This window comes from Pseudomonas sp. BIGb0176 (assembly GCF_024810175.1).
In the GTDB taxonomy this organism is placed as follows: Bacteria; Pseudomonadota; Gammaproteobacteria; order Pseudomonadales; family Pseudomonadaceae; genus Aquipseudomonas; species Aquipseudomonas protegens.
On sequence record NZ_JANUEC010000001.1, the window covers coordinates 859,967 to 874,225 of the forward strand.

Sequence of the window (14,259 nt, forward strand, 5' to 3'; positions counted from 1 at the left end):
GGTCAGTGCAGATTCAGGTAGGGGTTCGAGTTCCTATTCTCCCTACCCTGGTTGCATTTGGCGAGCTGGTTGTTGGGGGGGGCGAGGCCCTGGGCTGGTAAGCTGATAGCTAAGAACAACTACTCATCACAGAGGGCAATGACCCGCAGATGGCCGCCCCTGCGCATCGTGCAGCTCGTGCGCCGTCGATGTTGGTTAGAATGGCGTGTTGAAGTCTACTGCTCGCAAGGAAACCCAATGAGCACTGAAAAGCCAGAGCCTTTGCTCATCCTTCAAAGGTTTCTAGATAATGTTTATGTGAAGGCTTCGAAAAGCCAGAATGTTTTACTCAAAAGAAACCATGGCCACTACACATACGCGAATGGAATACTCTTCGTCTACGTGACGATCTTCCCTAAAGAGGTTGAGCTTGTTTTTGAAAGCAAGCAGGTAGGTAACGGGGTTTTTAGTATTGTTTTGGATATGTGCATGTCCAGTGGAGAAGTACTGGCTGGCAACCTGCTGTCTCTGAATGGGAGATGCGAGGAGATCAGCACGGCATTAGCCTCGCAAGAAGACTGGGTGTTGGCCCTGTTGTTAAAGTGCTTGGGCAACTGAGTCTTTTTCCAGAGCGTGGACACCGCAGGCGTTCCGGTTTGCCGGTTCGCGTGCGCCGAGTTTATGCAGTGACCGCTTCTGGCTGTGGATTCAACCGGTCGATGCAACAGATTGGCTAAATCGTTCGGCGGGTGCTTCGTAGTCTAGTGTTTTCCGAGGGCGGCTATTTAGCTGCCTTGCAACTTCATTGAGCGTGGCTCGCGTGCGAGGGCGGCGACTCGGTCTTTGCCCCGGCGATTTACTGGTTTTAAGCCAGCAAGGGCGGGTCTTTACCCGCCCCAGTGGTTTAGTTACGCACGAACGCCAGTAGATCAGCGTTAATCGTATCGGCGTTAGTTGTCGGCATTCCGTGGGGGAAGCCGGGGTAGATTTTCAGGGTGCTGTTTTGCAGAAGTCTGGCGGACAGAACTCCGGCATTTTCATAGGGCACGATCTGGTCATCGTCCCCGTGCATCACCAGTACGGGGATCTTTATGCTCTTCAAATCCTCGGTGAAGTCGGTCTGAGAAAACGCCACGATCCCGTCATAGTGTGCCTTTGCATAGGCGGCAGCTACTCGGCGCCCGCCATGCAGGGCGAAGTCCGTGACGGTAGTACCCTGGCGCGCGAGGCCTATTTCGTTGAGTTTGCGCGTGACATCCGCACCGTCGCCAGGATGCCGGTCATGGTCAACGGGGGAGTGCGCCGACGGCCGATCGCTGAAATGGCCGCCCAAAGTGGCATGGATATGGTGGGGATCGGCGCGGCGTTGACCTCCGATCCGAGCGTGTCGCCGTTGCGTGCGCTGGTGCTGCAACAACTCGCCATGGCCTTTCGCCCCCGCCAATATCGACGTTGGGTAGAGAAGCGTTCGATGTGAGTCGATACCTGGCAAACCTACCGCTCATTATTTGGGCGAGAAAGTCACCTTGACCGGATTGTCGTGTTTGTAGGTTGCCGATGATGGCCCGTAGTCGAGGTTGAAGCCTGGCAGCCAGGCCCTGAGTTCAGTATCTGAAATCCATTCGAGCTGGAGCTGGCTTGCGGCCGTATTGGCGTCGAACTGAGCTAAGGCTTGCACCGCAGATTGGCAGGCTGCCGATACGCCGGATTCCAGTACCGAGACCTGGAGCTTCTCGCTCCAAGTGATGGATCCGCTTTGCGGGCACTGGCGTACTTGCACATGATATTTCCCGCTGGGTGAAGGCAGGTCGTAGACAATTTTGTTGGGGCCGCATGCGGCCAGCAAGGCGGATGAGAAAATCAGGGCGGGGACACGTTTATTCATAGCAGCGTTCCAATTGCCAGGAGGGGCAAGTGGGCAGTCGGCCGGCCTGCACCGGGGGCGTGCCGAATTCAGGCAAACAGGCCCCCGAGCGCATGCTCGACACGGTATTCGATGAGACGCCCATACCCCCGGACTTGTCTTACTTGGCCAGTGACAACGGCACGCCCCAGATGGGATCTTCCATGCCTTGCTTGCCCAGCGGCGTGATTTGCATGGGCTGGAGCCTGGACAGCAACTGCCGGTGCTTCTCGCTCAGGTTGCGCTGCTCGATGAGATTCTGCGTAAAGCTCATGGGCGCCGGCCAGGTATAGACGGTCAGGTTGTCGAGAGGGCACTCGATTTTCTTCGGGTCGATCGCCCGGCACTTCGACTGCTGGTACTTGTAGCCAGGGGTCTTCAGGTGCATGCGTGGGGCCAGCAGCAATTGGCCGCCCTGGATGGTGAAACTGGCAAGCGCCTTGTCGACCGGCAGGCGTGCCTGGACCTTGATCGCGGGAACGTCGCGAGAATCGGTCTGTTGGTAATAGCCGCCCGGGGAGAGCGCCGTCGTCTGGGTATATTGCTGTTCACCCCAGCTCACGCAGGCACCCGAAGCCCTGAGCACGGCGGTACAGACACCTTCGGTCTTGGTCTCGCTGCCATAGGTCGCGTCCTTCCAGACCTCTTCCCTGTAGTACTCGCGATACAGCTCGGGGGACAGGTAGGCAGTCCCGTTGGCGCCATGGCCCGAACCGGGTGGGCCGCTGCGGGCGCCGACCTGGTCGAGCAAGCCGTGGATCTGGTAGTCGTCGCCGCCGGTCAGCAAGTATTTGCCTGGTGGCAGGATGTGCACCTCGAAGGCCTTGAACAGATAGGTTTCACCAGGCGGCCTCTGCAGCGCGTTGGTCTGGAACTTGCGGCCGAAGGTCACCTTCGGATCCTTCTCGTATTCCCAGATCACCGTCGGCGTCCATTGAGTCATGGTCAGCGCATCGCTCAGCGACTTGTGCGGCATCACGTCCGCCACCAGCACCACCGCCATGTTCGCCTTGAGTGCTGCGTCCACCTGGTCCAACAGCTGCGCGTAGCGCGGATCGTCCATGCTGCCGTAGGCACCCGAATCGAGATCGGAGACGCAACCGGAGAGGGAAAGAGCGAGGAGCAACGCGGCGGGTAGGGCAGAGCGCTGCCGGAACAGTTTCATGTATCAATCCTTGATGGGCGTTGGCGGGAGGTGTTGAACATCAATATTAATGGTTTGAGGGTAGAGCGCAATATTTAGGAAGGCCGGTCCGATGGCATGCGCAAAGAGCAAGAATACGCTGTGATTCACCTCACATATCGAACTCTGAACGCTGTGCGAATTCGACTTCGCAGGCCCATAACGACCTGCGCAGGTAGAGGCAGGGAGGGGCCGAATTGCTGTCCGTTTCTCTGGCAGAACCCGGATCCTCTGCTAGTTTTTTTCAACGATCAATCTTGCCGCAAAAGATTCGCTCGCCAAAAAAACACTCAAGCAAGGAAGCAGCCGCATGAAGAAAGCCCCCGTATTCATCAGTGGCTTGATTGCTACGTCAGTGATGCTCGCCGCGATGCTTGTGCAGGCGCAAACCTCGCCGATGGCGCAGGTCTCCGGGCCTGAAGCCGATGTGAAGGTAACGCAATCTTACGTACGGATGATGGCGCGGGAAGCGTATTTCTGGGGTTGGCCGATGGCCAATATCTTCAACCGTCGGCAGAAGTTCAAGGACCTGCCGGAGCCGGGACTGATGGGCGGTATCGTGCCCGTAGCACCGATCAACCATCTGTCGATGCTCACCGATTACATTTCCCCTGGCGAGCGGCTGGTGGCCTGCCCGAACCAGGATGTGGTCTACGGTGCGGGCAGCATTGCCCTGGATATCGAGCCTGTGGTGATTCAGGTGCCGGACTTCGGCGACCGTTTCTGGGTGTATCAACTGGTGGACCTGCGCTCCGACAGCTTCGCCGAACTGGGCAAGATGTACGGTACCAAGCCGGGCTTCTATCTACTGGTGGGGCCGGACTGGAACGGCAAGGTACCGGAAGGCATTGCCCAGGTGTTTCGCGCCAAGACCAACACCGGTTTCGTGATCCCGCGGGTATTCCAGGACGATACCGCCGAAGATCGCAAGGCCATTCAGCCCTATCTGTCAGGCATCGATATGTACCCGCTGTCCAAGTACGACGGCAAACTCAAGCAGCGTGACTGGAGCAAGTCGCCGAAATTCCCTGCCGAGGCATCGGGAGACGAGGAGACCCGCTGGGTGCTCCCGGAAAAGTTCTTTGATGAACTGCCGGCGATTCTCAAGGACGCCAGGCCGCTACCGGGTGAAGAGGCGCGCTATGCGCAATTGGCGGTGCTGGCGCAAATCGCCCAGCGCGACCCCGAGCTGAAAAAAGCCATGATCGACGAAGCGCAAAAGGCTGACAGCGAGGTGGTCAAGCCGCTGTTGCAGTTTCGCAACTACGGCCAGCAGTTGCCGCATCACTGGAGCACCATCAGCAACGGCGCGGCGTTTGGTACCGATTACTTCCTGCGCACGGCAGTCGCCCGGTCGAATATCTTCGTCAACAAGCAGATCGAGACCAAGTATTTCTACCAGGACCTGGACGAGACCGGTGCTCGGCTCAATGGCGCCCAGCGCTATAGCGTGACCTTCCCCAAAGGTGCGCTGCCGCCGGTCAAGGGCTTCTGGTCGTTGACGCTGTACAACCAACAGCATTTCTTCGCCGAAAACCCGTTGGGACGCTATTCCCTCGGCACCAAGAACAAAGCGCTCAAGAGCAATGCCGATGGCTCGCTGACACTCTATGTGCAAAGCGACTCGCCGGGCGCGGACAAGGAAAGCAACTGGCTCCCCGCGCCCCAGGGCGCCGACTTCTCGCTATACGTTCGCGCCTACTGGCCGGAAGCCGCTGCGATGAACGGCCAGTGGACACCACCGGCGGTGGTCAAGGTCAACTGAACCGATTTTCCAACTGCGTTTCATAAGGACAGCCCATGAACCGTTTGCGCACTTCCCTGACGGCCCTGGCCGCAGCCATTACCCTGAGCGGCCTGGCCAATGCTGCGACGCGTTATGAGGAACTGGCCAACCAGCCCTTTGAAAAGGGCTTCCCGACTGAGACAGCTGCACGCACCCTGATCGATGAGCTGGTGTTCCAGCGCGCTGTGCAGTCGTACCTGTGGGCCTTGCCGGCGATCAACATCTGGTCGATGAAGGAGGCTTCGGAGAAGGAGTTCGGCGCCGGCTACAACATCCTGCCCACCTGGAAAAAGCGCATCAATGCCAAGACGCTGGTGACCACGCCGAACTCCGATCTGGTCTACGCCATGAGTTATCTGGACCTGCAGAAGTACGGCCCCCTGGTGGTCGAAGCACCGCCCGGTGTACAGGGCATGTTCGACGATTTTTTCCAGCGCCCGATCGTTGGCCCGACCATCGACGGCAAGACCTGGCGCGGCGACGTCGGCCTGGCCGGCCCTGACAAGGGCAAGGGCGGCACCTACGTGCTGTTGCCGCCGGACTACAAGGGGCCGGAGCCGACCGAGGGATACGTCTATCGTTCGCGCACCAACAACGTGTTCCTGTTCTGGCGCACCTTTTTCAAGGATCCGAAAGACCTCAGCGTGCCGGTGGCTGAAGTCGAGCGCACCAAGATCTATCCGCTGGGCAAAAAGGATGAGGCGCTGCCGATGCAATTCCCCGATGCCACCGGCGCACCGATCAACATGCTGTTTCCCGAGGATGGTCGCTATTTCGACATGCTGTCGCGCTTCATTGACGCCGAAGCGGTGGACCCGGCAGACATGGACATGCGTGGCTTCCTGCACACCTTGGGCATCGAGAAGGGCAAGCCCTTCGCTCCGGATGCGCAAAGGCGCAAATTGCTCGATGAAGCGGCGCGCACCGCGTTCAAGATGAGCAAGGTGGTGACCAGCCATTTGCTGCTCAAGGAACCGGGCGGCTTGTACTACAAAGATCGGCAATACGTGAATACCTTCGCCGGGGAGAACACCGAGTTTCAGTCCAGTGGCAGCTTCACCAATCTTGAGCAGCGGGTGGCGTTCTTCACTTCGGCCTACTCGGACAGCCCCGGCATGGTCATGAACATGGTCGGTGCCGGTGCCAAGTATCCCGCGACCACCCGTGATGCCGACGGCAAGTTCCTCGACGGTGCCCAGACCTACAAGCTCAACCTGCCGGCAAATGTACCTGCGGCGTTGTTCTGGTCGGTGACCGCCTACGACAACCTGACCGCCTCGGGCCTGGACAACGGCCAGCCGTTCCCGTCTCTCAATCAGATGGATAAGCCGGTGCAGAACAGCGACGGCTCCACCGATATCTACTTTGGCCCGAAATCTCCGGGCGAGGGCAAGAACTGGATCAAGACCGTACCGGACAAGGGCTTCCTGGTGATCGTGCGGCTTTACGGGCCCAAGCAGGCATTCTTTGACCAGAGCTGGAAACCGAGTGATTTGCTCAAGCAGTGATGAGTGTGCTCGTGTCGTGCCCCATAAGACGGCCAATGCGAACAACGCTTTTCGAAGGGTAGCCGGTGTGCGGTACGTTGAACCCTCTGCGCGATAGCGTTGAGCATTCATTAATAGCCGTCAGGTATGTCTGAATCAGGCTAAATGGTGCCCACTTCATTAGGTGGACACCATTTCCCTGAACGTTGGGATCAGGCCGGACGATTACAGCCATAGTGACTGTCGACCCGTGGGTGAGATTTGCACAGAGCGGGGAGTTCGCTCACTGCCCCTTTATATTGATTGTCACCTGTAATCCCAGTGGGCCAGGCCTGTCGCAGATCAATGTCATGCTGCCGATGGGATGACGCTCCAGCAATTGAAGCAGTTGCGTCGGTCGCAGACCTACTCGCACATGTGCCAGCAACTCGCGAGTGTGCTGAGACAGCGCTTGTAGCAGGGTGGCGGGATCATCAACCTGCAGATGCAGCCATTTGCGCGGCGCCGCGATATCCGGCAAATCGAAGCCGTCGACGCCTGTCTGGAACAGCTCCCCACCCTCGCTGTGAACGGAGGACGCAGCAGGTGAAATACCCAGGCCCTGCAGTAGCAATTTAAGCCTGGCAGCCTCGCCGGCAATGCCTGCGGCATTCATGGCAGAGAATGCGTAATTGACGCGCTTGCTCGGGGACTGCAATACGGCTTGCTCAAGAAAGGCCGTACGCTTGGGTGCTATCTCCCAAACCAGGGTGTTTTCAGTTTCGCAAGGCTGCATGGACTGCCTTTGAGCGGCAGCCTGATAAAACGGATGCTCACTCAGGGGCTGCATGACCTCGGACAGCCGAGTGGCCAACCCGGTATCAAGAAAGCTCAGATACGCCTCGAAGGTCTGGTTGGACTTCGCGTCAGGCCAGCACCCGCAAAAAGCCCTGAGTGCGTCACGGGCTGCCGAGTCGAATGCCTGCGGCAGGATCATCGTCCCCAGATCCCGGGATCGCCCGCTGTCGCTCAACAGCGCGGCGTAGTCCATCAGCAACTCGCCCTGGTCGACCCATTGAATACCGTGGTCACGACCACGGCGTTGCCACCGACTGCGTTGCTGCTCATCGTGAGAGAACAGCAGGGCTGTCGTCTGTCCCGGAATGCATTGCGCCAGGAAGTCTTCAGTGGTCATCAGTTGAATGCCATCAACGGCATCAATCAGTACCTTGTCGTGCACCAACGCCACCGGTTCCCAAGGGAAGTCCCGATCCTGCAACGCGCGCTTGAAGGGCACTGATCGCGGCGTACTGTAATCCCAACCGATAAAGTAGAGTTTCTTGCGAACAGTCATGCCGGGCTCACTGTGGTTTCTGGAAGTAAAAAGTTTGCGTATCGCCGATACGGCCTGCGGTCAAAGCACCGCTATGGGGGCTGTAGTAATTGCCCGAGACCACCTTTCCGCTACTTGGATTGACCAACGTGCAGTCGGCCCCCAGCCAGGTCATCAGGGTCAAACCATGCCTTTCGCCCAAGCTCAGGAACTCTTCCACGGTGTAGTGCTTGTAGTGCCACGCGTAGGGGTTTTTGCTCAGGTCCACAACCTGTGAGTTGGGTGCGGAGATAATCAATCGGCCGCCGGGCTTCAATGCATGGACCATCAGCCCAAAGAACGCTTCGCCCTGCTCGACGTGCTCGATGGACTCGATCGACACAATGAAATCAAAGTGGTTGGCTGGCAGTGAAAACGGAAAAAATTTCTGGCTGAACAGTACGTTCAAATCGACATAATTGCGGTTAGCCAGGTCAATGGACTCGGCCGAGCCGTCGATGCCGTGCATGAAGCAGGGCAGGGATTGCGCCAGCAGATGAGTGCCATAGCCATTGCCGCAAAAGATATCGGCGCCCAGCAGCGGCCCCGGCAGGTCGGCGAGGACCTCGCGTGCGAATTCATAGCGAGCGATGGCATCGGGCGGGAGTGCATCCGGGTGCAATGCGGTGAGTCGTTCACCACTGTCCAACCTAAAATCTCTATCAAGCAATCCCATAAATACCTCGGCACTAAATGCCCGGACTCCAGGCACCGTAAATAAATGATTAGTACGTGAACACCCTGGGGCCTAGGGGGCTCAACTTGTCATAAAAACTGTTGCCAGGTAACTGTCGCCCACGTACAGCTCCCAACAATCATTTGCAGTGTTCGCCCGCTACCGTGCCGGGCAAGGCGACACTGGCCAAGCCAACCTTGGGTCTTGCGAGCCACCCCTGCGCTGTCCGGGGTGACTGCAGATTGATCAGCCGGTAGCCCGCCATTTGAACCTGCGGGAGTAGCTCGTGGCAGCGTAATTCGCCGCCCTGCCATCGAGCACGACCCCTACACGTTTTTCGGCAGGCGGATAGTGCTGTAGCAGTGGTGACAGGTCAAATTTGGAATGGTTGTTCGATGCCACGCGAGCTATACCGCCCAGTAGATCATCTGGTGCCGCCGCTATGGAGGTTGGCCATGGGCCAGGAGCAGACCCCTGGCCCGGCGTGGCTCTGGCCACCCGGGGCGGGTCAAGGAGGGTCAGGCTTCTGGCTTGAGCTTTATGCCGGCGCATCGGCCTCGAGTCAGCAGGTAGTCCACTTGCCTGGCGCGGTTGATGGCGACGCGGATTTCGCAGCTGGCTGAGTTGGTCACGTCGCCCCAGTATTCAGCGTGTACCAGTTGGCCATTCTGTGGGCCGGTGTAGGTGCCGAGCGCTTCGCGTGAGGTGTACGAGGTGTCGCGTTTATAGATCAGTACCACCCAGTCCTTTTCGGGGGCGGTGGCGACTTGGTTGGGGACGCCAAAGTGCTCGATCGCCTCGCCAACCGGGCGGTTCTTCCAGTAGTTGCGAGCCTGGGCTTCGGGCAGGGTCGGAATGGCCGAGCATCCGCTGAGCAGGATGGCGGCTATTCCCAGTGCGAGCAGTCTTTTCATCGCACGTTCTCCATAAATAGTGCGTTCATTTGGCGGGCATCTGATCGAATGCCTGGTCGACGATCTTCAGGATGGCCGTCTTGGTGTGCTCGTGATTCATTAACTGGAACAGCCCCGGAGCGGCCGAAATCATCTGCGAGGTAGGCATCTTGCCGAGCGGATACATCTGCTTCGCCTGGCGCTGCTCCGGATGACAGAGGAAGTCCCGGGTCTGGGCTATCCAGGGCTCGGGCTGCTTTTGCCATTGAGTGGAAACCTTCTTCGGGCGCAAGTCGTTGAAGAACTTGCTGTAGTTCTGCGCGCCGTTCAGGCGCACCCGGTTCTTCGCGCAGTCGACTTCGACGTCATACGCGGTCATCGTTGGCTTGCCGCCTTCTTCGTAGAGCTGATAGACGCCCAGCGAACGGACACCGCCCTTGCGCAGGAAGATGTTGGAAGGTTCACCGTCGACGATGAAGGCTTCGTTCTTGTTGAGGCTGCCCTGGTGATGAATCATCCAGAAGTCGCCGGCCGGGGCACTTTCCGCTTGTGCAGCCAGCGGGCTGCACAGCAGCAAGGCGGGCAGCCAGGGTCTGAGGGAGGTGAGCATAGGGCAACAATCCTTTGCTGTGGTGGGCACCTGGAGGCGGTGCTTGCGGGTGAAGAAAAATCAACTCAGTCCGTTGGCAAGACAGTGAGTGGCCAAGCTCAGGGGCTGTATCGGGCGATGGGCAGGGCGGACTCTGGTGAGTGGCTGCCATGACCAGAGGGCGCTCCTCGAGTTTTTTGTTCGTGGCAGCAGGTGGGCCGCTCAAGGGTAGAAATATAGGTGCGCCGGGCGTCGTGGGTCGATTAGGGCAAATGTGCTAATGGCGTATTGCCGCTATCGAGCAGAGCCGCGGAAACTGCGGCGGGCAGCTTCCCAGGGCAGGCCGCAGGAGGTCGATGGAGCGCTCAGGCCCGAGGGGGCCGGGTGAATTCAGGTAAAGGCCAGGGCCGCTCAGGGAGGGGGGCAGTGTGCTACGGCGGCCAAGGCTGTTGGGGGGGGCTGGATCAGTTTTCGGGTGCGATGATCGGGTCTTGAGCGGCTTCAGCCGCCAGCTTCAAGCGATCGGCCTTGCTGATGTAGGTGCACTTCTTCTTCGGTGCCAGTTTGGCACTGGCCTTCTTGGCGTTGGCCTTCAGCAGTTGGTTGATTTTCTTGCGGCGATTCATGTGTGCGACTCGGCGGGTAAGTTGCCGAATGATATCAGCTAAGGGGGGCAGGCCGGCCACCCGGGGTGAACCCTGGTGGCACAAGAGTGGGTGGCGGCCCTGTTTAGCTGGATCACCCGATCACTTCTTGCTGTTGCAGTCGATTACGCTGGCATCGGTGATGATGTTCTGGCTATCGGTGTACAGGGTGATGCTGCAGAAGTAATCGAGCACTGTCCGGTTTTCCTCATACCCGGTCTTGCGATAGACCGCTTCGCTCCCCACCGGCATCATGCCGCCGACTCCGCCACCGCCAATGCCTACCCAGGTCTCCTTCTGGCCGACGTACTCGACGCCGGTCTGCACGAAGACCTTCTCTGGCGTGGTATGGGTCTGCACCCGGTTCCACAGGTAGAAACCTCCACTGCCGTAGGAAGAAGGCCCCATGCCCTGGTCGGGCCTGCCGAACAGTTGAAACGCATTCTTGGCCGGCTGCCCCACCAGTTTCTGGGCGGCGATCTCGACGTCGTTGGGTTCGGTCTTGGCTGTTGGGATGGCACAGGCGCTGATGGTCAGAACCGTGAGGGCAAGGCATACGAGCTTGAGTGAAGGCATGACACAGATTCCTTGTGTTCCTGGATTTTCGGCAAAAGATAATCTGAAAAATATCGGCATGGCCAGTGCAAGATTGTGCTGAAGAGTCGCCGTGCGCTGATTTGCGCCGGCCATACAGGCGCGACAACACGCCACACTGGCGCAATCGCCGGCAGTGGTCTTTGCTGTCTCGGGCCCGGCGGCAGGGCGCGCGGACTGAGCCTGCGTCATGCCATACAGGGGGCCTGTGTCCGACTCTGGTGACAGAGCAGGGCACAGAACACTATCGAGGTCTCGACCAAGGAGGTCAGGTTGAAAAGGAAAATGCTGGCGGCTTCGCTGCTGCTGTGGATGTTTTCGCTGACGGCGCAAGCCGACTGCGCGGTGCTGGGGCCGGGAGAGGATCCGTGCGCTGGCCCGGTGCTCGGGCCTACGGTCTGCGAATGCCCTTGATGAATGTCCGTGCCCTCGTCAGGGGGCATGGGTGACTGGATGACTGACCAGGAGGTCGCAAATGAAAAAAGTGATGTTGGCGGTATTGCTGCTGTGGGGCTTCACCCTGACGGCCCAGGCTTCTTGCCCGGTGTTCGGCCCGTCCGAAGATCCGTGCAGCGGCCCGGTATTCGGTCCGTCCACCTGCGAATGCCCTTGAGCTAGTTGCCAATGGCAGGCCCGGCCCAGGTCGGGCCTGCTTCTGCCTTGGGCTTGATCGGCAGGTGCCGAAGGGCCTGTGGCCGGTTCTTCAAAGATGGGCAATCAGCTGCTGCCGATAGCCGTTTTCATCGGCTGGGGCGGGGTATCGGGTTTCATCGATCAGCGCGCGCAACTGCTGTGAATGGCTGGACTGCCTGAAGGCGACCTGGCACTTGGCAGCATCAAAAAAACCTCGTAGATGAGGCAGGACCAAGGGCAGCAACAGAGGTTCTATCTTCAACGAAATACTGACGATATCCAGTTGGTCGGTGGGGTCTCGGTAGAGATCGATGACCAGTAGGCTTGCACTTTCGGTACCCGGATAAATGTGGACGTCGCCAGCGCCAACCGGGGTTTCGTCGAAGTAGCTGGTGTACAGCTTGCGAATGTCGAGAGCGATTCCCAGGGTGTTCAATGCCGCCGCCAGATCGGCGTTGGGAACAGGCTCGTCCTGCGCCCAGGTGACGAAGTCAGGCATGGAAACACAGATGTCGAACTCGTTGGCGCAGATGATGGGCGTCACTGGGAAGGCTTCCTGGTGGTGGAGGGCCGCTAGCCTACCACTGGGCGACGCTGTTTTTGCAGCGATGATCCATGAGCTACTCCAGGTTGCTCACCGGCTGTCCATAACTCTTGAATAGGTGGCGCATTCCCCGGTTTGTCCTGTAGCGTTCATCGCGGCTGGCGAAGCTGGCCAGGCACGGACGTTGGGAGTCCTGCACACATTCAGACCAAGGATATTGGCCCCAGATGACTCAGCTGATTGATTTCAAATCCATCGTTGCAGCAGCGCAGCGGATAGATGGATCGGTAGTTCGTACGCCGACGGTGGAAAGTTCAATGCTGGCAGGCATGGTTGAACGACCTGTCTTTCTCAAGCTTGAAAACCTGCAGACCGGTGGTTCATTCAAGGCCCGCGGGGTACTCAACAAGTTCTCGGCGTTGCAGGAGGGCCTGAGCGATAGCCACTTCGTCGCCGTCAGTGGGGGTAACTTCGGCATTGCCATCGGCGAGGCGGCCAAGCGCTTCGGCGCCAGGGTGACGGTGATCATGCCCGAGAGCGCGCCGTCTTCGTCGGTCGAGCGCATTCGCGCCTCCGGCAGTACGGTCATTGTCGAAGCGGATGTGCATGCTGCCTTTGCCCGGGCCAAGACCCTGGAGGCAGAGGGCTATGTGGTGATCGACGATTGCGCCGACACGCTGATTGCCGAGGGGCATGGAACACTGGCCCTTGAGTTCATTGCCGACTGCCCGTCCCTGACCGACGTGTTTGTCGCGATCGGCGGCGGGGCGATGCTGGCGGGGGTGGCCACGGCCTTGAAGGCAATCAAGCCCGGGATCCGGGTCTGGGGCGTAGAGACCGCCGGCGCACACTCCATGAGCCAGGCCTTGCAGGCGGGCAGGCCGGTGGATATCGACGTCAGTTCGATCGTCTCCACCCTTGGCGTTCCGATTATCGACGAGCTGATGTTTGCCCACGCTCGCCACTATGTCGAAGACATGGTTGTGGTCCCTGACGAAGAGGCGATCAAGGGCATGCTGTCCTTTGCGCAAGGGGCAAGGCAATGGGTTGAGCTGGCTTCTGGCGCGCTTGTGCCCGCGGTCATTGCCACCGCGCCCAGGCTGCCTGCCGACGCGGTTATTGGTCTTGTCGTCTGTGGTGGGAACATATCCCTTCAAGACATGACGAAATGGGCTGCCCATGCGGGAATTTCCTGAACATTCCCAGGGTGATGTCTGTAACAGGTCGCTCGCTATCGAAAGCGAGTGCTGGCTGACGTACGCGCTCCGGCGCTGAGAGGGGGCGAGCAGCCCTCTCAGCGCACCAGGTTGGCCAGCCAGCCGTGCAGGTCCTACTTCACATCGCCATTGTAGAAAACGTGCTGTACGTCTTCTTTCTTGACGATCAGCTTGTTGCCATCGGCCAGGCTTTCGACCAGCTCCGAGCAGTTGTTGATTTCCATCTTGCCGGTCACCGATTCCGAGGCACTGTCAAAGGTGAAGGCGTAGGTGGTGGCGGGGCAGCTGGCGCCACCTTCTCCGGTGGAGACCACCAGCAGATACTTGCCACCGAAGGCATAGGCTTTCTCGACGGCGACGTATCCTGTGAGGTCCGGGTCTTCAACCACATAGTCCATCACGTTGACGACACCGGCGCGGGATACATAGTTGATGGCCGAACCGCCCATTTCGCGGGTGCTGGTGGTGAATACGCCACCGATGTCGTCGCCGCTGATGATCAGCGGTACGTAGCTGACCCGGGGCGCTTCTGGGGCCGGTTGGGTGGCGACTGTCGGGGCGGGGCGCTCGCCGAGGGCAGGAGCCGCCTGTGGCGATACACACTTGCCGGTCTCGCAGATCCGATCACCCTTGCAATCGGTGTCCTTGAAGCACTGGGCGGCAGCGCCTGCCTGGCCGGTTGCCACCGGCTCGGGTTTCTTGTCGCATCCAACCAGGGCCAGCGCTGCAAGTGAGAGGGCGTAAACAAGCTTCATGTTGATCTGTCCTTAATCAAGAGGA

At 59.1% G+C, this 14,259-nt stretch carries 16 protein-coding genes and 2 pseudogenes; 7 read left to right on the plus strand and 11 right to left on the minus strand.

The features are described 5' to 3' along the window. The first annotated feature begins 237 nt into the window (after window positions 1-237). Complete coding sequence (locus tag M2395_RS03615) at window positions 238-597, plus strand: hypothetical protein (protein ID WP_041752309.1); 360 nt, start codon at window positions 238-240, stop codon at window positions 595-597. Between the two features lie 286 nt (window positions 598-883). Here the strand turns inward: M2395_RS03615 and M2395_RS03620 are convergent. Beyond that, window positions 884-1,138, minus strand: a pseudogene (locus M2395_RS03620) (alpha/beta fold hydrolase); the annotation flags it as partial. Between the two features lie 3 nt (window positions 1,139-1,141). On the opposite strand from M2395_RS03620, the pseudogene M2395_RS03625 reads away from it, so the two are divergent. Further along, window positions 1,142-1,456: pseudogene (locus tag M2395_RS03625) on the plus strand (2,4-dienoyl-CoA reductase); the annotation flags it as partial. Window positions 1,457-1,483: 27 nt separating this feature from the next. Here M2395_RS03625 and M2395_RS03630 read toward each other — a convergent pair. Further along, window positions 1,484-1,864, minus strand: a complete 381-nt coding sequence (locus M2395_RS03630; RefSeq protein ID WP_077934281.1) for a hypothetical protein — start codon at window positions 1,862-1,864, stop codon at window positions 1,484-1,486. Between the two features lie 139 nt (window positions 1,865-2,003). Beyond that, window positions 2,004-3,047 (minus strand): hypothetical protein, encoded by a 1,044-nt coding sequence (locus M2395_RS03635; RefSeq protein ID WP_011061732.1) that lies wholly within the window; start codon window positions 3,045-3,047, stop codon window positions 2,004-2,006. A gap of 328 nt (window positions 3,048-3,375) precedes the next feature. On the opposite strand from M2395_RS03635, the gene M2395_RS03640 reads away from it, so the two are divergent. Together M2395_RS03640 and M2395_RS03645 are read left to right on the plus strand one after the other, a co-directional pair. After that, window positions 3,376-4,830, plus strand: a complete 1,455-nt coding sequence (locus tag M2395_RS03640; protein WP_077934280.1) for a DUF1254 domain-containing protein — start codon at window positions 3,376-3,378, stop codon at window positions 4,828-4,830. 35 nt (window positions 4,831-4,865) lie between these two features. Beyond that, window positions 4,866-6,359 (plus strand): DUF1254 domain-containing protein, encoded by a 1,494-nt coding sequence (locus tag M2395_RS03645; RefSeq protein ID WP_072441539.1) that lies wholly within the window; start codon window positions 4,866-4,868, stop codon window positions 6,357-6,359. A 262-nt stretch (window positions 6,360-6,621) separates the two neighbouring features. Here M2395_RS03645 and M2395_RS03650 read toward each other — a convergent pair whose 3' ends face one another. From M2395_RS03650 to M2395_RS03675, 6 genes are all read right to left on the minus strand, one after another. Next, entirely contained in the window at window positions 6,622-7,671 is a 1,050-nt protein-coding gene (locus tag M2395_RS03650) for a hypothetical protein (protein ID WP_123430650.1), read from the minus strand. Window positions 7,672-7,678: 7 nt separating this feature from the next. Further along, a complete protein-coding gene (locus M2395_RS03655) occupies window positions 7,679-8,338 on the minus strand; it encodes a bifunctional 2-polyprenyl-6-hydroxyphenol methylase/3-demethylubiquinol 3-O-methyltransferase UbiG (RefSeq protein WP_019093065.1) in 660 nt (219 codons plus the stop codon). Window positions 8,339-8,883: 545 nt separating this feature from the next. Continuing rightward, entirely contained in the window at window positions 8,884-9,279 is a 396-nt protein-coding gene (locus tag M2395_RS03660) for a hypothetical protein (protein ID WP_011061727.1), read from the minus strand. A 25-nt stretch (window positions 9,280-9,304) separates the two neighbouring features. After that, window positions 9,305-9,868, minus strand: a complete 564-nt coding sequence (locus M2395_RS03665; protein WP_011061726.1) for a hypothetical protein — start codon at window positions 9,866-9,868, stop codon at window positions 9,305-9,307. Window positions 9,869-10,311: 443 nt separating this feature from the next. Continuing rightward, window positions 10,312-10,473: a DUF2986 domain-containing protein gene (locus tag M2395_RS03670; RefSeq protein WP_077934278.1), complete on the minus strand. Its 162-nt coding sequence runs from the start codon at window positions 10,471-10,473 to the stop codon at window positions 10,312-10,314. Between the two features lie 120 nt (window positions 10,474-10,593). Further along, complete coding sequence (locus tag M2395_RS03675) at window positions 10,594-11,067, minus strand: hypothetical protein (protein ID WP_015635918.1); 474 nt, start codon at window positions 11,065-11,067, stop codon at window positions 10,594-10,596. Window positions 11,068-11,358: 291 nt separating this feature from the next. Here M2395_RS03675 and M2395_RS03680 point away from each other — a divergent pair, with 291 nt between their 5' ends. Together M2395_RS03680 and M2395_RS03685 are read left to right on the plus strand one after the other, a co-directional pair. After that, a complete protein-coding gene (locus M2395_RS03680) occupies window positions 11,359-11,499 on the plus strand; it encodes a hypothetical protein (protein ID WP_003083582.1) in 141 nt (46 codons plus the stop codon). A 61-nt stretch (window positions 11,500-11,560) separates the two neighbouring features. Continuing rightward, the gene (locus M2395_RS03685; RefSeq protein WP_011061723.1) at window positions 11,561-11,698 is read left to right on the plus strand and encodes a hypothetical protein; all 138 of its coding nucleotides are present in this window, start codon (window positions 11,561-11,563) and stop codon (window positions 11,696-11,698) included. A 90-nt stretch (window positions 11,699-11,788) separates the two neighbouring features. On the opposite strand, the gene M2395_RS03690 is transcribed toward M2395_RS03685, so the two are convergent. Further along, window positions 11,789-12,262 carry a hypothetical protein gene (locus M2395_RS03690; RefSeq protein ID WP_123430651.1) on the minus strand — a complete coding sequence of 158 codons (474 nt, stop codon included), beginning with the start codon at window positions 12,260-12,262 and terminating at the stop codon, window positions 11,789-11,791. Window positions 12,263-12,489: 227 nt separating this feature from the next. Between M2395_RS03690 and M2395_RS03695 the strand changes: the two genes are divergently transcribed. Next, window positions 12,490-13,458, plus strand: a complete 969-nt coding sequence (locus tag M2395_RS03695; protein WP_077934277.1) for a threonine/serine dehydratase — start codon at window positions 12,490-12,492, stop codon at window positions 13,456-13,458. A 134-nt stretch (window positions 13,459-13,592) separates the two neighbouring features. Here the strand turns inward: M2395_RS03695 and M2395_RS03700 are convergent, their stop codons facing one another. Then, complete coding sequence (locus tag M2395_RS03700) at window positions 13,593-14,234, minus strand: hypothetical protein (protein ID WP_015635915.1); 642 nt, start codon at window positions 14,232-14,234, stop codon at window positions 13,593-13,595. Between the last annotated feature and the right edge of the window lie 25 nt (window positions 14,235-14,259).